At 60.6% G+C, this 19,061-nt stretch carries 15 protein-coding genes and 1 riboswitch; of the genes, 12 read left to right on the top strand and 3 right to left on the bottom strand.

The genetic code is table 11. From position 1 onward, the window contains the following. Window positions 1-49: 49 nt before the first annotated feature. Complete coding sequence (locus ACW9IR_RS23345; protein WP_016985680.1) at window positions 50-1,483, bottom strand: TolC family outer membrane protein; 1,434 nt, start codon at window positions 1,481-1,483, stop codon at window positions 50-52. A 206-nt stretch (window positions 1,484-1,689) separates the two neighbouring features. Further along, window positions 1,690-1,795: riboswitch (TPP riboswitch) on the top strand. 146 nt (window positions 1,796-1,941) lie between these two features. Between ACW9IR_RS23345 and thiC the strand changes: the two genes are divergently transcribed. Both thiC and cytX read left to right on the top strand, forming a co-directional pair. Then, window positions 1,942-3,831: a phosphomethylpyrimidine synthase ThiC gene (gene thiC, locus ACW9IR_RS23340; RefSeq protein WP_007915736.1), complete on the top strand. Its 1,890-nt coding sequence runs from the start codon at window positions 1,942-1,944 to the stop codon at window positions 3,829-3,831. Window positions 3,832-3,941: 110 nt separating this feature from the next. Next, entirely contained in the window at window positions 3,942-5,234 is a 1,293-nt protein-coding gene (cytX, locus tag ACW9IR_RS23335) for a putative hydroxymethylpyrimidine transporter CytX (RefSeq protein ID WP_016985682.1), read from the top strand. On the opposite strand, the gene ACW9IR_RS23330 is transcribed toward cytX, so the two are convergent. After that, the gene (locus ACW9IR_RS23330) at window positions 5,203-5,949 is read right to left on the bottom strand and encodes an RsiV family protein (protein ID WP_038360290.1); all 747 of its coding nucleotides are present in this window, start codon (window positions 5,947-5,949) and stop codon (window positions 5,203-5,205) included. The two genes, cytX and ACW9IR_RS23330, sit on opposite strands and share 32 nt — an antisense overlap. Window positions 5,950-6,177: 228 nt before the next feature. On the opposite strand from ACW9IR_RS23330, the gene ACW9IR_RS23325 reads away from it, so the two are divergent. The 9 genes from ACW9IR_RS23325 to ACW9IR_RS23285 all read left to right on the top strand — a co-directional run bounded on the left by ACW9IR_RS23325 (window position 6,178) and on the right by ACW9IR_RS23285 (window position 15,669). Next, window positions 6,178-6,795, top strand: coding sequence for an NUDIX domain-containing protein (locus ACW9IR_RS23325; protein WP_457465220.1), 618 nt, complete (start codon window positions 6,178-6,180; stop codon window positions 6,793-6,795). Next, window positions 6,786-7,238 (top strand): DUF1249 domain-containing protein, encoded by a 453-nt coding sequence (locus ACW9IR_RS23320; RefSeq protein ID WP_034151669.1) that lies wholly within the window; start codon window positions 6,786-6,788, stop codon window positions 7,236-7,238. Before ACW9IR_RS23325 ends, ACW9IR_RS23320 begins: the two co-directional genes overlap by 10 nt. 99 nt (window positions 7,239-7,337) lie before the next feature. Next, a complete protein-coding gene (gene cpdA / locus ACW9IR_RS23315) occupies window positions 7,338-8,153 on the top strand; it encodes a 3',5'-cyclic-AMP phosphodiesterase (protein ID WP_457465219.1) in 816 nt (271 codons plus the stop codon). Between the two features lie 288 nt (window positions 8,154-8,441). Continuing rightward, complete coding sequence (locus ACW9IR_RS23310) at window positions 8,442-9,050, top strand: YqiA/YcfP family alpha/beta fold hydrolase (RefSeq protein WP_102899459.1); 609 nt, start codon at window positions 8,442-8,444, stop codon at window positions 9,048-9,050. A gap of 41 nt (window positions 9,051-9,091) precedes the next feature. Next, window positions 9,092-10,999 (top strand): DNA topoisomerase IV subunit B, encoded by a 1,908-nt coding sequence (parE, locus tag ACW9IR_RS23305; RefSeq protein ID WP_160055303.1) that lies wholly within the window; start codon window positions 9,092-9,094, stop codon window positions 10,997-10,999. After that, a complete protein-coding gene (locus tag ACW9IR_RS23300; RefSeq protein ID WP_457465218.1) occupies window positions 10,999-11,988 on the top strand; it encodes an esterase-like activity of phytase family protein in 990 nt (329 codons plus the stop codon). Before parE ends, ACW9IR_RS23300 begins: the two co-directional genes overlap by 1 nt. Next, window positions 11,985-12,509: a retropepsin-like aspartic protease family protein gene (locus ACW9IR_RS23295; protein ID WP_053116749.1), complete on the top strand. Its 525-nt coding sequence runs from the start codon at window positions 11,985-11,987 to the stop codon at window positions 12,507-12,509. Before ACW9IR_RS23300 ends, ACW9IR_RS23295 begins: the two co-directional genes overlap by 4 nt. Before the next feature lie 7 nt (window positions 12,510-12,516). Further along, on the top strand, window positions 12,517-14,781 hold the full coding sequence (gene parC, locus ACW9IR_RS23290; protein WP_457465217.1) for a DNA topoisomerase IV subunit A: 2,265 nt from the start codon (window positions 12,517-12,519) through the stop codon (window positions 14,779-14,781). A 177-nt stretch (window positions 14,782-14,958) separates the two neighbouring features. Continuing rightward, a complete protein-coding gene (locus ACW9IR_RS23285; protein WP_007915780.1) occupies window positions 14,959-15,669 on the top strand; it encodes a PqiC family protein in 711 nt (236 codons plus the stop codon). Window positions 15,670-16,133: 464 nt separating this feature from the next. Here ACW9IR_RS23285 and ACW9IR_RS23280 read toward each other — a convergent pair whose 3' ends face one another. Continuing rightward, window positions 16,134-17,633 carry an AhpA/YtjB family protein gene (locus ACW9IR_RS23280; protein WP_457465216.1) on the bottom strand — a complete coding sequence of 500 codons (1,500 nt, stop codon included), beginning with the start codon at window positions 17,631-17,633 and terminating at the stop codon, window positions 16,134-16,136. Between the two features lie 134 nt (window positions 17,634-17,767). On the opposite strand from ACW9IR_RS23280, the gene serB reads away from it, so the two are divergent. After that, window positions 17,768-18,982, top strand: a complete 1,215-nt coding sequence (serB, locus tag ACW9IR_RS23275; RefSeq protein WP_008079219.1) for a phosphoserine phosphatase SerB — start codon at window positions 17,768-17,770, stop codon at window positions 18,980-18,982. Window positions 18,983-19,061 lie beyond the last annotated feature (79 nt).

Genomic DNA, 19,061 nt, shown 5'->3' with positions numbered 1-19,061 from the left:
TATTCCAATGTAGGAGCTGCCGAAGGCTGCGATCTTTTGTTTTTAAGGCTTAAGGCCGGGCCTTGAGCTGCGCCTCGGCAGCCTTGGCCAGATCCGGCGGGAGGAAATCCTTGTCCGGGTTGTAGTCGGCTTTCAGATAACGCCGCAGATCTTCCAGATCCCCCGGATTCAACGTCCCCGCCGCCTGCTTCAAGCGCAGGTTGTCGAGGATGTAGTCGTAGCGCGTGTTGTTGTAGTTGCGCACCGAGGTGTACAGCTGACGCTGTGCATCGAGCACGTCAACGATGTTGCGCGTACCCACCTGGTAACCGATTTCCGTGGCTTCCACCGCACTCTGGTTGGAGATGATCGACTGCCGACGTGCCTGCACCTGCTCGACGTCGGTGTTCACCGCACGGTGCAGGTTACGAGTGTTTTCGACGATCTGTCGGCGCAGGGATTCGCGCTGTTGTTCGCTTTGATCCAGTTGCGCATACGACTGACGCACTTGCGAACTGGTCAGCCCGCCGCTGTAGATCGGAATGTTCAGTTGCAGGCCGACCGTGCTTTGTTCGACGTTGCCACCGTAGGGCGCACCGAACGAGTTCGGGTTGGCGAAACCGAGGGCGTCGTTGTCGCCTTTCTCGTATTTCGCTACCGCGTCGAGGGTCGGCAAGTGGCCGGCCTTGCGTTGCTTGAGCGTTTGCTCGGCAGAGCTGACCGCGTAGTTGCTGGCGAGCAGATTGAGGTTCTGCCGCGCCGCCGTGTCGACCCAGGATTTCGCATCGTTCGGCGCTGGCGGCAGGATCGGCAGCGTATGGACGATGCCCTGAATCGAGTTGTACTGGCGGTTGGTCAGGGTGATCAGTGCTTCAAAGGCATCATCGACCTGACGCTGGGCGACGATGCGGTTGGCCCGCGCAGTGTCGTAACTGGCTTGCGATTGCAGCACGTCGGTCTTGTCCGAGAGGCCCACGTCGAAACGCTCGTTGGACTGGTCGAGCTGGCGCTTGAACGCGGCTTCTTCGGCCTTGGTCGAGGCCAGGTTGTCCTGACTGCGCAGGACGTTGAAATAGCTTTCGGCCGATTGCAGGATCAGGTTTTGCTCGGTCGCTGACAGTTGCAGCGCAGCCTGTTCGTTGACGTCCTTGGCGGCCTGGTACTGGAACCAGCGATCCGCGCGGAACAACGGTTGCGCGAGTGTCGCCTGATACGAGTGAGCGCTGCGATTGGCAATGGCCGAAGGCTGATCGATCGAGGTGCGCACGTTGGCGGTTTCGGCGCCGCCGGACAGGTTCGGCAGCAGCCCGGCGCGAGCCTGTGGCACTACTTCTTTCTGCGCACCGTACTGGGCACGGGCGGCGGCGAGATCGGCGTTGTTGTCGACCGCTTCCTGATAGACGCTGACCAGATCGGTTTTGGTCGACAAGGGCGCTTCTGCTGCCCAGGCCATTGCGTTGGACGCACAAGACACGGCCAGAGCCAGTGAGAGTTTGCGCAGCATGAGGCGATCCCTAGCATTAATATTATGGAAGTAATCCGGGCGCCAAAGGTAAGGCGCAGGCCCCGCAGCGTCAAGACTTGGCAGGGCACAGCGAGTGTAGTTGCGCAAGCGCATCACAACAATCGGCCAAGCCCCTGTATTTGCGCCATTCATCATGGTGATTGCCACGGTGTTGGCGTTCTTTGCCAGTTGTGTCTAGACTGGCCGGGTTCTTGTCGGGGTGCCTTGCTATGAGGCTGAGATCGAATAATTTCGGATCCCGTTGAACCTGATCAGGTTAGCGCCTGCGTAGGGAACAAGATTTCTCGTCACCCGGCGAGTCCTCTTGTGCTTCGTCCGGGAAATTGTTCGACAATCGAACGCTCGACGACGATGCACAGCACCGGTCCTGGTGCGTCCGTGCCTTTCAGGTTCTGCTCCGACAATCCACTGCCTGGATGCTGTCTGGAGAGCCCGTGATGACTACAAAATCAAAAAACGCGATCAACCTGAGTGACTCGGCCAAGGTCGACGAGCAATCGGTCAAGCCGTTCACCCGTTCGCAAAAAGTCTACGTTCAGGGCTCGCGCCCGGACATCCTCGTGCCGATGCGCGAAATCACCCTCGATGTGACCCCGACCGACTTCGGCGGCGAAATCAACGCGCCGGTGACCGTCTACGACACCTCTGGCCCGTACACCGATCCGAACGTAGTGATCGACGTGCGCAAAGGCCTGGCCGATGTGCGTTCGGCGTGGATCGACGACCGTGGCGACACCGAGCGCCTGGCGGGCCTGAGTTCCAACTTCGGTCGCGAACGCCTCGCCGATCCGGAATTGACCAAACTGCGCTTTGCGCACGTGAACAACCCGCGCCGTGCCAAGGCTGGCGCCAACGTCACGCAAATGCACTATGCGCGTCAGGGCATCATCACGCCCGAGATGGAATTCGTCGCCATCCGCGAAAACATGAAGCTTGAAGTGGCCCGCGCCGCCGGCCTGCTCGATCAGCAGCACCCGGGTCACAGCTTCGGCGCCAGCGTGCCGAAAATCATCACCCCGGAATTTGTCCGTGAAGAGATCGCCCGTGGCCGCGCAATCATTCCGGCCAACATCAACCACACCGAACTGGAACCGATGATCATCGGCCGTAACTTCCTGGTGAAGATCAACGGCAACATCGGCAACAGTGCTCTGGGTTCGTCCATCGAAGAAGAAGTGGCGAAACTGACCTGGGGTATTCGCTGGGGCGCGGACAACATCATGGACTTGTCCACCGGCAAGCACATTCACGAAACCCGCGAGTGGATCATCCGTAACTCGCCAGTGCCGATCGGCACGGTGCCGATCTATCAGGCGCTGGAAAAAGTCGGCGGCGCGGCCGAAGACCTGACCTGGGAGCTGTTCCGCGACACGCTGATCGAGCAGGCCGAGCAGGGCGTCGACTATTTCACCATTCACGCCGGCGTGCTGCTGCGTTACGTGCCGCTGACCGCCAAGCGCGTGACCGGTATTGTTTCCCGTGGCGGCTCGATCATGGCCAAGTGGTGCCTGGCGCATCACAAGGAAAACTTCGCCTACACGCATTTCGAAGAAATCTGCGAAATCATGAAAGCCTATGACGTCAGCTTCTCGCTGGGCGATGGCTTGCGTCCGGGGTCGATTGCCGACGCCAACGATGCCGCCCAGTTCGGCGAACTGGAAACCCTCGGCGAACTGACCAAGATTGCCTGGAAGCACGACGTGCAAACCATGATCGAAGGCCCGGGTCACGTGCCGATGCAGTTGATCAAAGAGAACATGGACAAGCAGCTGGAGTGCTGCGACGAGGCGCCGTTCTACACCCTCGGCCCACTGACCACCGACATCGCGCCGGGCTACGACCACATCACCTCCGGCATCGGTGCGGCGATGATCGGCTGGTTCGGTTGCGCGATGCTTTGCTACGTGACGCCGAAGGAACACTTGGGCCTGCCGAACAAGGATGACGTGAAGACCGGGATCATCACTTACAAGATCGCGGCGCATGCGGCGGACTTGGCCAAAGGGCATCCGGGCGCACAGATTCGCGACAACGCCTTGAGCAAGGCGCGTTTCGAATTCCGCTGGGAAGACCAGTTCAACCTCGGTCTGGATCCGGACACCGCGCGTTCGTATCACGATGAAACCCTGCCGAAGGACTCGGCCAAAGTCGCGCATTTCTGTTCGATGTGCGGGCCGAAATTCTGCTCGATGAAGATCACTCAGGAAGTCCGCGAGTACGCGGCCAACCAGCGGATCGACGCGGTCGACGTGGACGTCGCCCAGGGCCTGGCGGAACAGGCCGAGCGGTTCAAGAAGGAAGGCAGTCAGCTGTACAAGAAAGTCTAGCCCCGAGCGGCAAGCTGCAAGCTGCAAGATTAGAAGCAGTCCGCGCACTGCTTCTAACTTGCAGCTCGCAGCATGCAGCTTTTTCTCTGCTCTTTTTTGAGATAACACCCTTGAGCATTCAACCCAGCACCTATTCTCCCGACCTCGCCGTACCCGCCGACAAGCGTGTGTTCGGCGGTCGCGATCTGTTTTCCCTGTGGTTCTCCCTTGGCATCGGTCTGATGGTTTTGCAGACCGGCGCATTGCTCGCACCTGGCCTCGGCCTGTCCGGTTCGCTGCTGGCGATTTTCCTTGGCACGCTGGTGGGCGTGCTGCTGCTGGCCGCTGTCGGCGTGATCGGCAGCGACACCGGCCTGTCATCGATGGCCGCGCTGAAACTGAGCCTCGGCAGCAAAGGCGCGAGCCTGCCGGCGCTGCTCAATTTGCTGCAACTGATCGGTTGGGGCTCGTTCGAAATCATTGTCATGCGCGACGCCGCCAGCCTGCTCGGCACCCGCGCATTCAGCGAAGGTTCGCTGTGGTCGAACCCGCTGTTGTGGACGCTGTTTTTTGGCGCTCTGGCGACGCTGCTCGCGGTCAGCGGGCCGTTGACCTTCGTCCGGCAGATCCTGCGCAAGTGGGGCATCTGGCTGCTGTTGGCGGCGTGCCTGTGGCTGACCTGGAACCTGTTCGCCAAAGCCGATCTGGCCGATCTGTGGTCGCGCGCCGGTGACGGTTCGATGCCGTTCGCCGTGGGCTTCGACATTGCGATTGCGATGCCGCTGTCGTGGCTGCCGCTGATCGCCGACTACTCGCGATTCGGCAAGCGGGCGAAGAATGTTTTCGGCGGTACTGCGGTCGGTTTCTTCATCGGCAACTTCTGGCTGATGAGCCTTGGCGTTGCCTACACTTTGGCCTTCGCGCCAAGCGGTGAAGTCAACGCGCTGCTGCTGGCATTGGCCGGTGCCGGGCTGGGCATTCCGCTGCTGCTGATTCTGCTCGATGAGTCGGAAAACGCCTTCGCCGATATTCACTCGGCAGCGGTGTCCAGCGGGATTCTGTTGCGCCTGAAAGTCGAGCATCTGGCCTTGGCCATCGGCGTGATCTGCACGCTGATCGCATTGCTGGCGCCGTTGGCGCAGTACCAGAATTTCCTGCTGCTGATCGGTTCGGTGTTTGCGCCGCTGTTCGGCGTGGTGCTGGTGGATCACTTCATTCTGCGCAAGCGCAGTGCTCAGGTCGCATCGGCTGCATTGCGCTGGCCGGCGTTGTTGGCGTGGCTGGGTGGCGTGAGCACCTACCACTTGCTGGCAAATCTGTATCCGGATGTCGGCGCAACCCTGCCGGCGCTGGTGCTGGCAGGGCTGTTGCAGCTAGTGCTGGGCCGGGCCTTCAGTTACGGCCGGGAAACAGCTCGGGCTTGAGAATGCCGTTCAGACGCGGGTAAGGAATCTTCAGTTCGACGTGGCCCAGCGCGTAAGGCGCGATGGTGGTCACGTCGTACTTGAGGATCACGCCACCATAGGTCAGCGCCACGTTCGGGGTTTTCACGAACGGCCAGTTCGCCACGAACTCCGGCTCCTGATCGAGCTTGGTGCTGATCAACCAGCTATTGTGCGCCACCTGCGCGGCCTTCCAGAACGCCTCTTCCTGACCCGGCATCAGCATGTCGGACAGGTTCAGCACTTTGTGCTGCTGGCGCGAATAGTTGATGAAGCCGCGACCCGGGGTGCCATGCGCGCCGCCGGTATCCAGGTAGCTCGACACCTCAATGATCACCAAGCCGTCATGCTGTTCACGTACTTTCGCTTGCAGGTAGCTGCTGTTGCGCGGCCCGGCACTGGCCAGGAACTGATCGCGATAGGCCGCCAGGGTTGGCGCTACCGGCGCGTTTTTCTCGGTGCGGGTCATTTGCAGCAGACGTTTTTCGATGATGCCGTCCAGCGCAGGTTCGGCCGGGAAGCGCAGGGTGTCGATGTTTACCAGCGGGCAATCCGGGTTGGAACAGCCCGGTTTCAGTTGTTCCGATGCATCGCGGGTGGTTTCCAGCGGTGTGCGGTAGTTGGGCTGGAACAGGCTGGCGCACGCGCCCAGAGTCAGGGCAATGGCGGCCACGGAGGCAATTTTGAAAAGCGACATGGGCGTCCTTTCGAAAGCAGGGGAAGGCAAAAAGATATCCGCTTCGACTCTCGCAGAAGCAGTCAGTTCGCCACTAAGCTAATTAGAGTGGGTTTCGCCTCCACCGTCCATCCTGCTGACGGTAAAGGGGCTGCATCAAACCGTTCGGGCGCGTTAGGATGGCGCGAAGTCGAGGTTGCCAGTAACACAAAGCAACCTGGTAATGGATCTGCAGTAAAGAGGATGCTCATGACTGATTTTGCCAACGCCATTCCGACCGCCGTCGATATCGTGCGGCGCGAAAAATGCTACGAGGGCTTTTACAAGCTCGACCGTGTCCACCTGCGCCATGAATTGTTCGCCGGTGGCATGAGCCGCGAAATCAACCGTGAAATCTTTGTCCGTCACGATGCCGTGTGCATGCTGCCGTACGATCCGCAGCGCGATGAAGTGGTGCTGATCGAGCAGTTCCGTATCGGCGCCATGGGCAAAATCGACAATCCGTGGCTGGTCGAACTGGTCGCTGGTCTGATCGACAAGGATGAACAACCGGAAGAAGTTGCTCACCGCGAAGCGCAGGAGGAAGCTGGGCTGGACATCAAGGCCCTGTGGCCGATGACCAAGTATTTCCCGTCGCCGGGCGGCAGCAACGAGTTCGTGCATTTGTACTTGGGGCGTTGCAGCACCGACGGCGTTGGCGGCCTGCATGGCCTGGAAGAAGAGGCAGAAGATATCCGCGTCACGGTCTGGGCCTTTGAAGATGCCTTGCAGGCCGTCCGTGACGGACGCATTGCCAACGCGGCGAGCATCATCGCCTTGCAATGGCTGGCGCTGAATCGCGCCGAAGTGAGGGGGTTATGGTCGTAAACAAGTTGCGCGATCGCTATCGGGTTGACCTCGTGGGGCTGCAAGCCGCCTGCGAGGCCAACTACGCGCGTCTGATGCGACTGGTCCCGGACATGCGCAACGAACCCGAGGCGCGGCGCATCGCCGTGACCCAGGGCGAGCAGATGCTCGGCGTGCTGGCCCTCGAAGTGCTGCAGACCTGCCCCTACACCACCACGCTGCAGGTGCGCCAGGAACACAGCCTGCCGTGGCTGCCGGTGCCGCAACTGGAAGTGCAGGTCTATCACGACGCGCGCATGGCCGAAGTGGTCAGTGCCGAACATGCACGACGCTTTCGCGGCATCTATCCTTATCCGAACGCGGCGATGCATCAGCCGGATGAAAAGGCCCAGCTCAATCTGTTCCTGGGGGAATGGCTGAGTCATTGTCTGGCGTTGGGGCACGAGTACGAAGTCGTACGCTAGTTGTGAACTGCGTCCGGTTCGGCGGTTTCCTCTTTCACTGATCCCCCAGCATAATTGCGGCACTTGATCGATTCCGTGCTTTTGCCTTGGGAGAACGCCTTGCCGAGCGTATCCACGTTGACCACCGCCGATCCGGCGTTGTTGGTGCAGTTGTCCGACAGCCATTTGTTTGCTGAAGCGAACGGCACGCTGTTGGGCATGAACACCCGCGAGAGCCTGCAAAAGGTCATCGAACTGGTGCTGGGGCAGCAGCCGCAGATCGATCTGATTCTGGCCACCGGCGATATCTCGCAGGACGGCACGCTGGAGTCGTATCAGCAGTTTCGCCAGATGAGCGCGCAGATCGACGCACCGGCGCGGTGGATTCCCGGCAATCACGACGAACCGATGATCATGGCAGAGGCGGCGGTGCAGAGCGCGTTGCTGGAATCGGTAGTCGATATCGGTAACTGGCGGGTGACGCTGCTGGATTCGGCGGTGCCGGGTTCGGTGCCGGGTTATTTACAGGACGATCAACTGCAACTGCTGGCCCGCTCGCTGAGCGAAGCGCCGGAGCGCCATCATCTGGTGTGCTTCCATCATCATCCGGTGTCGATCGGTTGCGCGTGGATGGAGCCGATCGGTTTGCGCAATCCCGAGGCGTTTTTCGAGGTGTTGGATCGCTTTCCACAAGCGCGCGCGGTGTTGTGGGGGCATGTGCATCAAGAGATTGATCGCCAGCGCAATGGCGTGCGCTTGATGGCTTCGCCGTCGACGTGCATTCAGTTCGAGCCGGGGAGTGAGGACTTCAAGGTGGGGGAGCAGGCGCCGGGGTATCGCTGGTTGCGGTTGTTGCCGGATGGGCGACTTGAAACCGGGGTTGAGCGTGTGACTGGGTTCGACTTTACGGTCGATTACGGGTCTGACGGTTACTGATCAGATCACAAGCCCCTCACCCCAGCCCTCTCCCAGAGGGAGAGGGGGCCGACCGAGGTGTCTTTCGCTATCCATCGACCTGAAGCAGCGTTGTCGATTATGGATTCACAGCACAGCGTTCAGGTCGATGTAGTTCGCAAATATCCCCCATTCGGTTCCCTCTCCCTCCGGGAGAGGGCTAGGGTGAGGGCAGCTCGTGATGTCACACCAAATTATCGAAACCACCCCCAATCCAATCTTCTCTCCCTGTAAACTCCGCAAACCCAAACCGACACCCAGGGAGCTCAAATGTCCGGTTCGATCCTCTATATCCACGGTTTCAACAGCGCCCCGGCCTCGAAAAAGGCCTGTCAGCTGGTCTCCGTGATGGAGCAGCTGGGTTTGAGCGACAAACTGCGTGTTCCGGCCCTGCATCACCATCCGCGCGAAGCCATCGGTCAGTTGGAGCAAGCGATTGCCGAACTGGACCGGCCGCTGCTGGTGGGAAGCTCACTCGGCGGCTACTATGCGACTCACTTGGCCGAGCGCCATGGCCTGAAAGCCCTGCTGGTGAACCCGGCGGTCAGCCCGCACCGGATGTTCGACGGCTATCTGGGCACGCAGAAAAACCTGTATACCGATGAAACCTGGGAATTGACCCACGACCACGTCACCGCTCTGGCCGAACTGGAAGTGCCGGCGCCTCAGGATGCGCAGCGCTATCAGGTCTGGTTGCAGACCGGCGATGAAACACTGGATTATCGCCTCGCCCAGCAGTATTACCGGGCCTGTGCCTTGCGTATTCAGGCCGGCGGCGACCACGGTTTTCAGGGTTTTGCCGGGCAATTGCCGGCGTTGCTGAGTTTTGCCGGCATTGGCGCCGATGTGTATCAGGCAATCGATTTCACCGCACTGTGAAGTCTTGCCCCTATTTCATGAATGACTGACGACGAGACCCTATGGCCACTCCCAGCGCTAGCTCTTATAACGCCGACGCCATCGAAGTCCTCTCGGGCCTCGACCCGGTGCGCAAACGCCCCGGCATGTACACCGACACCAGTCGGCCGAACCACCTCGCCCAGGAAGTCATCGACAACAGCGTCGACGAAGCCCTGGCCGGCCACGCCAAATCGGTGCAGGTCATCCTGCACGCCGATCACTCGCTGGAAGTCAGCGACGACGGTCGTGGCATGCCGGTCGACATCCACCCGGAAGAGGGCGTGTCGGGCGTCGAACTGATCCTCACCAAGCTCCATGCGGGCGGCAAGTTCTCCAACAAGAACTACCAGTTCTCCGGCGGTCTGCACGGCGTGGGTATTTCCGTGGTCAACGCCTTGTCGACCGAAGTGCGCGTACGCGTGAAGCGTGACGGCAACGAATACCAGATGACTTTCAACGACGGCTTCAAAGCCTCGGAGCTGGAAATCGTCGGCACCGTGGGCAAGCGCAACACCGGCACCAGCGTGTATTTCGCGCCGGATCCGAAGTATTTCGATTCACCGAAATTCTCCATCAGCCGCCTCAAGCACGTACTCAAGGCCAAGGCTGTGCTGTGCCCGGGGCTGTTGGTCAGTTTCGAAGACAAAGGCACCGGCGAGAAAGTCGAGTGGCATTACGAAGACGGCCTGCGCTCGTATCTGGTCGACGCCGTCAGCGAATTCGAACGCCTGCCAGACGAGCCATTCTGCGGCGCTTTCGCCGGTAACAAAGAAGCGGTCGACTGGGCGCTGCTATGGCTGCCGGAAGGTGGCGACGCGGTACAGGAAAGCTACGTCAACCTGATCCCGACGGCGCAGGGCGGTACCCACGTCAACGGTTTGCGTCAGGGCCTGCTCGATGCCATGCGTGAGTTCTGCGAATTCCGCAGCCTGCTGCCGCGCGGCGTGAAGCTGGCGCCGGAAGACGTCTGGGAGCGCATCGCGTTCGTCCTGTCGATGAAAATGCAGGAACCGCAATTCTCCGGCCAGACCAAAGAGCGACTGTCGTCCCGTGAAGCGGCGGCGTTTGTCTCTGGTGTGGTCAAGGACGCGTTCAGCCTGTGGCTCAACGCCAACCCGGAAACCGGTCTGGCGCTGGCTGAACTGGCGATCAACAACGCCGGTCGTCGCCTGAAAGCGAGCAAGAAAGTCGAGCGCAAACGCGTCACTCAGGGGCCGGCGTTGCCGGGCAAACTGGCTGACTGCGCCGGGCAGGACCCGATGCGTTCCGAGCTGTTCCTGGTCGAAGGTGATTCCGCCGGCGGTTCCGCCAAACAAGCGCGGGACAAGGAATTCCAGGCGATCCTGCCGTTGCGCGGCAAGATCCTCAACACCTGGGAAGTCGACGGCAGCGAAGTGCTCGCCAGTCAGGAAGTGCACAACATCGCCGTGGCCATCGGTGTCGATCCGGGCGCGGCGGACATGAGCCAGCTGCGTTACGGCAAGATCTGCATTCTCGCCGACGCCGACTCCGACGGCCTGCACATCGCGACGCTGCTCTGCGCGTTGTTCGTCCAGCATTTCCGCCCGCTGGTGGACGCCGGTCACGTTTACGTGGCGATGCCGCCGTTGTACCGCATCGACTTGGGCAAAGAGATTTACTATGCCCTCGACGAAGCCGAGCGCGACGGCATTCTCGACCGTCTGGTCGCCGAGAAGAAGCGCGGCAAACCGCAGGTCACGCGATTCAAAGGTCTGGGTGAGATGAACCCGCCGCAGCTGCGTGAAACCACCATGGATCCGAACACCCGGCGTCTGGTGCAACTGACGCTGGGCGAAGATTTCGCGCAAACCTCGGAAATGATGGACATGCTGCTGGCGAAGAAACGCGCCGGTGACCGCAAGACCTGGCTGGAATCCAAAGGCAACCTCGCCGAGGTGCTGGCCTGATGCGGTTTGGCTGGGCCTTGGCGGGTGCGTTGCTGCTGAGTGCAATGAATGTGTCGGCCGAGCCGTTGCAGGAGTTGCGCGTGCTCTCCGGGCACCCGGTCGACGGCATGCGCGGCGGTAACCTGTCGGGGCTGGCCATGTGTGGCGGCGAGTTGTGGACGGTGTCGGACCGCGATGACGATCAGATCTATCGGCTCAATACTGCCGATCAGGTCTGGCAGGCCGAAGCCTTGCACATCGACGTCCCCCTGGTGCCTGAGACCGGTTTGCCGTGGGGGTTGCGCTCGCGCAATTGGGCCGCGTCGTTCGTGCGCGGTGGCGATCTGGATTTCGAGGGCATCAGCTGCGACAGCGCCGGCAATCGCTACATTGTCAGCGAGGGCCATGCGGCGGTCTTGCAGGTGCCCGTCAGCGGCCCGGTCAACTGGCTGAAGATCTCGCCGATGATGGTTCGCGAAGCGCGGGCCAGCGGCATGCTCCTGCATTTCAATGCGATCTTCGAAGGCCTGGCGATCAGCCCGGCGGGTGATCAGATGTGGCTGGCCGCCGAGCGGCAAAGCCGTGGCTTGCTGCTGATCAAGCGCCAGCAGACGGTGTGGGATTGCGACGGTCGTTGCGTGCTGCTCAGCGAGGGCGGCAAGGAAATGCAGCCGTCGCAGTTCCCCAAGGCCAGAGCGGTCAACCGGGATTTTTCCGACCTTTCGTTGTTTAACGGCAAATTGTTTACCCTTGAGCGCAACGCCTTCCAGATCTGTCGGCGCGATGCGCAGACCGCCAAGGTCGAGCGTTGCTGGTCGTACGCTGCTGAACTGTTGCAGGCCAACCGCCGTTACTCGCAGAACTTCGGGTTGGAAGAGGCGCTGATCGTTGACGCTGATGGTGCATGGGTCGGCGTCGACAATAATTTCGGCCCGCGGGCCGACGGTGAGGTTCGGCCGATCGTCTGGCGCTTCGCCGCACCTGACGGTGGCTGGAGCGCCAAGCCATGAGCCAGCAACCGCCGGGCAAGCGCGCCGGTCGGGTGCTGATGATTCTGGCATGGTGCGCGGCACTGTTTCTGGCGACGCGGTTCTTTGGCCAGTGGGAGCAACGCCAGCAGAATCCGAACGTGGTAGTCAGTTCGGAGCAGGGTGAAGGGTTTATCGAGGTGAAACTGGCCGGCAATGCCCAAGGGCATTTTGTCGCCAGTGGTCAGATCAACGGTGAGCCGGTGGAGTTCATGCTCGACACCGGCGCGACCGATGTGGCGATCCCGGCGGATCTGGCCAAGCGTTTGAAACTGGAAGAAGGTTTCGGAGTGACCCTGAGCACGGCTAACGGCCTGAGCCAGGGCTATCGGACCAAAATTGCCCGCCTGCAACTGGGCGACATTGTGCTGCGGGATGTTCGCGCACTGGTGGCGCCGGGGCTGCATGGCGATCAGGTGCTGCTCGGTATGAGCGCCCTGAACAAACTTGAATTTACTCAGCGCGGTGGCACCATGCTGCTGCGCCAGACAACGAACCGATGAGGCCCGCATGAGCGACATCCTTGCAGACAGCTTAGACGGCGTAGAACGCCGATCGCTGGCTGACTTCACCGAAAGTGCCTACCTCAACTACTCCATGTACGTGATCATGGACCGTGCCTTGCCGCATATCGGCGACGGCCTGAAACCAGTGCAGCGGCGTATCGTCTACGCCATGAGCGAGTTGGGCCTGGACGCCGATTCCAAGCACAAGAAATCGGCGCGTACCGTCGGTGACGTGCTCGGCAAGTTCCACCCGCACGGCGACTCGGCGTGCTACGAAGCGATGGTGCTGATGGCCCAGCCATTCAGCTATCGCTACACGCTGGTCGATGGCCAGGGTAACTGGGGTGCACCGGACGATCCGAAGTCCTTCGCCGCCATGCGTTACACCGAAGCACGCTTGTCGCGTTATTCCGAAGTGCTGCTCAGCGAGCTGGGCCAGGGCACTGCCGACTGGGGGCCGAACTTCGACGGCACCCTGCAGGAGCCGCTGGTGTTGCCGGCGCGCCTGCCGAACATTCTGCTCAACGGCACCACCGGTATCGCCGTGGGCATGGCTACCGATGTGCCGCCGCACAACCTGCGCGAAGTCGCCACCGCTTGTGTGCGTCTGCTCGATGAGCCGAAAGCCACGGTCGAACAGCTCTGCGAACACATTCAGGGCCCGGACTATCCGACCGAAGCGGAAATCATCACCCCGCGCGCTGATTTGCTGAAAATGTACGAAACCGGCAAGGGCTCGGTGCGCATGCGCGCCGTGTACCACGTCGAAGACGGCGACATCATCGTCACCGCGCTGCCGCACCAGGTCTCTGGTGCCAAGGTGCTGGAACAGATCGCCGCGCTGATGCAGGCGAAACCGTCAAAAGCCCCGCAGATCGCTGACCTGCGCGACGAATCCGACCACGAAAACCCGTGCCGCATCGTGATCATTCCGGTCAACAGCCGCGTCGATCACGAAGCGCTGATGCAGCACCTGTTCGCCAGCACCGAGCTGGAGTCGACCTACCGGGTCAACGTCAACATCATCGGTCTGGACGGCAAGCCGCAGCTGAAAAACCTCCGCGCCTTGCTGGTCGAATGGCTGGAATTCCGCGTACTGACCGTGCGTCGCCGCCTGCAATTCCGCCTCGACAAGGTCGAGCGTCGCCTGCACCTGTTGGACGGTTTGTTGATCGCTTACCTCAATCTGGATGAAGTGATCCACATCATCCGTACCGAGGAACACCCGAAAGCCAAGCTGATCGAGCGTTTCGCCCTCAGCGAGATTCAGGCCGACTACATCCTCGACACCCGTCTGCGTCAGTTGGCGCGACTGGAAGAGATGAAGCTGCGCGACGAGCAGGACGAACTGCTCAAGGAACAAGCCAAGCTGCAAGCGCTGCTGGGCAGCGAAGCCAAGTTGAAAAAACTGGTGCGCACCGAGCTGATCAAGGACGCCGAAACCTATGGCGACGATCGTCGTTCGCCAATCGTTGAGCGTACCGAAGCCAAAGCGTTGACCGAACACGATCTGCTGCCGAACGAGAAAGTCACCGTCGTGCTGTCAGAAAAAGGCTGGATCCGTTCCGCCAAAGGGCATGACATCGACGCTACCGGCCTGTCGTACAAGGCCGGCGATGGCTTCAAAACCTCGGCGGCGGGGCGCTCCAACCAGTCTGCCGTGGTGATCGACTCCACGGGCCGCAGCTATTCGGTTGCTGCGCATACGCTGCCGTCGGCGCGTGGCCAGGGCGAGCCGTTGACCGGTCGTCTGACGCCGCCACCGGGCGCTTCGTTTGAATGCGTGCTGATGCCGGAAGACGACGCGTTGTACGTGATCGCTTCCGACGCCGGTTACGGCTTCGTGGTCAAAGGCGAAGACCTGCAAGCCAAGAACAAGGCCGGTAAAGCCCTGTTGAGCCTGCCGAACAACGCCAAAGTGATCGCGCCGCGCCCGGTTGCCGATCGTGAGCAGAACTGGCTGGCCTCGGTCACGACCGAAGGTCGCCTGCTGATCTTCAAAATCAGCGATCTGCCACAATTAGGGAAGGGCAAAGGCAACAAGATCATCGGTATTTCCGGTGAGCGTGTGGCCAGTCGCGAAGAATATGTCACGGACATCGCCGTACTTCCGGAAGGTGCCACTTTGGTGCTGCAGGCCGGAAAACGGACCCTGTCGCTGAAGGCCGACGACCTCGAACACTACAAGGGTGAACGTGGGCGTCGCGGGAATAAGCTCCCGAGGGGCTTCCAGCGGGTCGATGCGCTGCTCGTCGAAAACCTCAATTAGGCGTCCTAGAGGCGTCGATCCACGATTTAACGCGTAGATCGACGCTTTGGCGCTGGAGTCGGAACGCATATTCACGGATGATATGGCCTTTCCAAGCGCCGGCGTGGCCGAGCGTTCTTCATATTTATTGAGTATTTTCACTGTGGTCAGCCTTGTGGCGGCCACCTGGACGGGATGATGACAGCTCTGCGCCCCCTTATTTTCCTGCTCGCCGGCGTTTTGGGCCTGGCGGGTTGCAGCGTTCACCAGCCGGTGTCGCTGTATCAACTGGACAGCGGAAGTCCGGTTCAGCCTGCGCAAAGCGCAGGCATGGCGGTTTTGTTAGGCCCGGTAGTCGTAGCCGATTACCTGCAACGTGAGACCTTGCTGCAACGTCAACCGGACGGCAGTCTGCAAGCGGCGACCGACGGTCGTTGGGCTGGCAGCCTTTCGTCGGATATCGATCAGTTGCTGATGCGTCAGGTTGCTGGCCATCTGGACAGCCAGCGAGTGGTGCTGGCACCGGCCACTACGGGGTTCACTCCGGATGTGCAGGTGTTGCTGACCATCACGCGTCTGGACTCCGGTCAGAAACAACCGGCGATCCTCGATGCGCAATGGCGTCTGATCGACCGTCGTGGTCAAGTGCGCGATAACCGCATCGTGCATCTGCAAGAGCTGCATGCTGGTAGTACGGCTTCGCAGGTGCAGGCGCAGGGCATTTTGCTGCAGCGTCTGGCCGAGCAATTGTCGGTGGCGCTGAAACCGTTGGCCAATCAGCCACCGGTGGCCGAAGCGCCGCGTAAATCGGCACCGAAACCTGCCGCGCCGGCGGCGGAGGCCGAGAAGCAGCCGAAGATTCCGATGGCCTCGCCGATTCGGACTGACATGGAAGTGTTCCGCTTCTAAGCTGGATCGAGTCAGAACAGAGCCCGCCTTGTGCGGGCTTTGTTGTGTTTGGGGTTTGGTGGGGAAGATCAAAAGCCCCTCACCCTAACCCTCTCCCGGAGGGAGAGGGGACTGACCGAGGTGTCTGGCGCTATACATCGACCTGAAAGAGCCTGGCGATTATGGATTCGGTAGAGCAGGAGCGACCGAGGCGTCTGCGTCACGTGTCGACCTGAAAGAGCCTAGCGATTATGGATTCGGTTGAGCAGGGGCGGACCGAGGTGTCTGCGTCACGTGTCGACCTGAAAGAGTTTGGCGATTCTGGATTCACAGCAGGGCGCTCAAGTCGGTGTAACTCTCCAATATCCCCAAATCAGTCCCCTCTCCCTCGGGGAGAGGGCTAGGGTGAGGGGCTTTTCAGTCACCCACAAAAAAGCCCGCAGACAATCACTCGTCTGCGGGCTTCTGTGTTTCAGGCCCAAGGCTTACGCCCGACGCTCATGCATCCGCGCCAGTTGCCGTTCGAGCATCGACGGATAAGGCTCCATCAACCGCTCTACGCAGCAAGCACCCTCAGGGCTGGCGATCGGGCGGATCCGCGCACGCTGGCGGATCAGCGCGTCATCACTGATCTTGCGCTCAACCAGCAGCAGGTTGCGGCTGTGTTGCGACAAGGCCAGCGCGTCCTGGGCCGAATCGGTCAGCAGCAGATCAATCTGGCTCAGACCGAACAACTCATCACCCAAGGTCAGGCCCAATTGCAATTGCAGGGTGATGCCGCTGTCCGCGACTTCAATCTGCAACTGATGACCCAGCGCCCGCAGCAGTTCGCCGCAGCAGATCGCATTGGTCAGGTAATCGTCGCCACTGTCTTCGGTGTGGAACAGCATCAGCGTGCTGCCGTCGTTCAGGGTTTCGATTTCGCCCTGATACAGCGAAGCGGCCTGATCGAGGCAATCGCGATAGCGCTCCTGCAACTCTTCCAGGCGTGCCCGTGGCAAGCGGCGCAGTTGCTCCTGTGAACCCAGTTGCACGGCCAGTACGGCGGTGTGCTGCGGCACGCTTGGCGACGGTTGGCGGACGACGGGTTGCGGCGCGTCATTGAGCGACTCGTCGCGCAGGTCGGCGAACGCGTCATCGTCATCATCGTCTTCAACGGTGCTGACCAGATGTCGCGGTGCAGGTTTCTGCGCGGCCATCGGACGGGTTTCGTCGAAACTTGGATCACGCAAGTTGCGCACCTCGAATTCCGTCTCGTCCTCCTCATCCTCGAACTCGGGTTCCGGTGCAGGCTCCGGCGCGTAGTTGGCGTGCAGCTGACGCGCCAGATCGCCAATCTCATCCTGACGCTCTATGCCCGGTGTGTGCTCGTCAATCCGGCGCAGCCACACGCGCAATTGCAGCAACGGCGTCGACAGATAGCGGCCCATGCGCAGGCTCAAGGCCAGCGACAGCGCCAACAGAATCGCACTGAGAATGCCCATGCTTTGCAGGCTGATGGTCATCGGCTGCTGGAACTGATCCATGTCCAGGCTGATGCGCAGTTGCCCGGCGGTCACGTCCTGGAAAGTGATCTTGCTCTCGTACATGCCTTCGGCTTCGCCCAACAGGCTGTGCTTGGGGCGCTGACCGGATTCGGCGAGGATACGGTTATCCACGCTGTAGATCGCCGCGTGGGCCACCAGTTTGTTTTTGGTCAGGTTGTTGAGCAGCACGTTGAGGCTGAGGATGTCGTTGGACACCAACAGCTCCGTGGCGGACGTGGCGGTCTGCGTGGTCAGGCTTTCACCCAGCGCATCGGCTTGCTCGTGCATGGCCTGCTTGAATTGCAAGCCCATTACCCCGGCATAAATCACCAGGGCCAGAGCGACCAGGATCACGTTATGGCTGGCAATGCGCAATGCAATCGGTACACGGCGATGACGCAGTGCACGGAAGATCAGCAGGAAGAAGTTATCGGTTTTAACTGGCGTGGGCCGGTTCACTGAGCTCGGCTCTTTTGTCCGTGAAGTTGACGCGCAGTATAGCGACAGGCCCTAGACCGGCAAAGCGCTCCCGGTGCCCGATGGTCACTGAAAGTGGGTAGAATGCGGTTTTTTTCCAGTTGCGGGGGTGCGCGTTGCGCGAAATCGTCCTGATTAACATCACGGGAGTCGACCGTCCGGGTCTGACTGCGGCCATTACCGGCGTTCTGGCACAAGGTGGTGTGAACATTCTCGACATCGGTCAGGCGGTGATCCACGACACCCTGTCGTTCGGCATCCTGGTTGAAATTCCCGATTCGGAGCAGGGTAAATCCGTGCTCAAGGACATTCTGTTCAAGGGCTACGAGCTCGACCAGCAGGTGCGCTTCACCCCGGTGTCCGAAGAGGATTACCAGCAATGGGTGGGCAATCAGGGTAAAAAACGCCACATCGTTACCCTGCTGACCCGCAAAGTAACCGCCGGTCAATTGCAGGCGGTCAGTTCGATCACGGCTAAATACGGTTTGAATATCGATCACATCGACCGTCTGTCGGGTCGTATGCCGCTGGACACGCCGGCCGATAAGGGCAAAGGCTGCATCGAGTTTTCCGTGCGTGGCGAAGCGGCCGATCCGCAGGCGCTGCGAGCCGAATTTCTCAGCGTGGCCCAGGAACTGAATGTCGACATCGCCTTCCAGGAAGATTCGCTGTTCCGGCGCAACCGTCGCCTGGCGGTGTTCGACATGGACTCGACACTGATTGAAGCTGAAGTCATCGACGAACTGGCCAAGGCTGCCGGCGTGGGCGAGCAGGTGTCGGAAATTACCGAGCGGGCGATGGCCGGCGAACTGGATTTCCGCGCCAGCTTCAAAGAGCGTCTGGCTTTGCTCAAAGGTCTGGATGTCAGCGTGCTGGATTCGATTGGCGCCTCGCTGCGTCTGACCGAGGGCGCGGAAACCCTGTTCGCCGAACTCAAGCGTCTGGGCTACAAAACCGCGATCCTGTCCGGCGGCTTCACCTATTTTGCCAAGCAGTTGCAGGCCAAACTCGGCATCGACTATGTGTTCGCCAACGAACTGGAAGTGGTCGACGGCAAGTGCACCGGCGTGGCGATCGAGCCGATTGTCGATGCGCAGCGCAAGGCTGATCTGTTGAAAGAGCTGGCGCACAAAGAAGGTTTGCGTCTGGAGCAGACCATCGCGGTCGGCGACGGCGCGAATGACCTGCCAATGCTGGCGATTGCCGGTTTGGGCGTGGCGTTCCGCGCCAAGCCGTTGGTGAAACAGTCGGCGAAGCAGGCGATTTCCACCCTAGGGCTGGATGGTGTGTTGTATCTGCTGGGCTTCCGCGATCGTGATGGGCAGCTCTGAGATATCTATCGTCTGACTGGCCTCTTCGCGAGCAGGCTCGCTCCCACAGTTGAAATGCATTCCAATGTGGGAGCGAGCC

It is taken from the genome of Pseudomonas sp. SDT291_1_S447 (assembly GCF_054070155.1).
The sequence above is the reverse complement of the archived record's forward strand: the minus strand, read 5'-3'. Positions and strand labels throughout refer to the sequence as shown.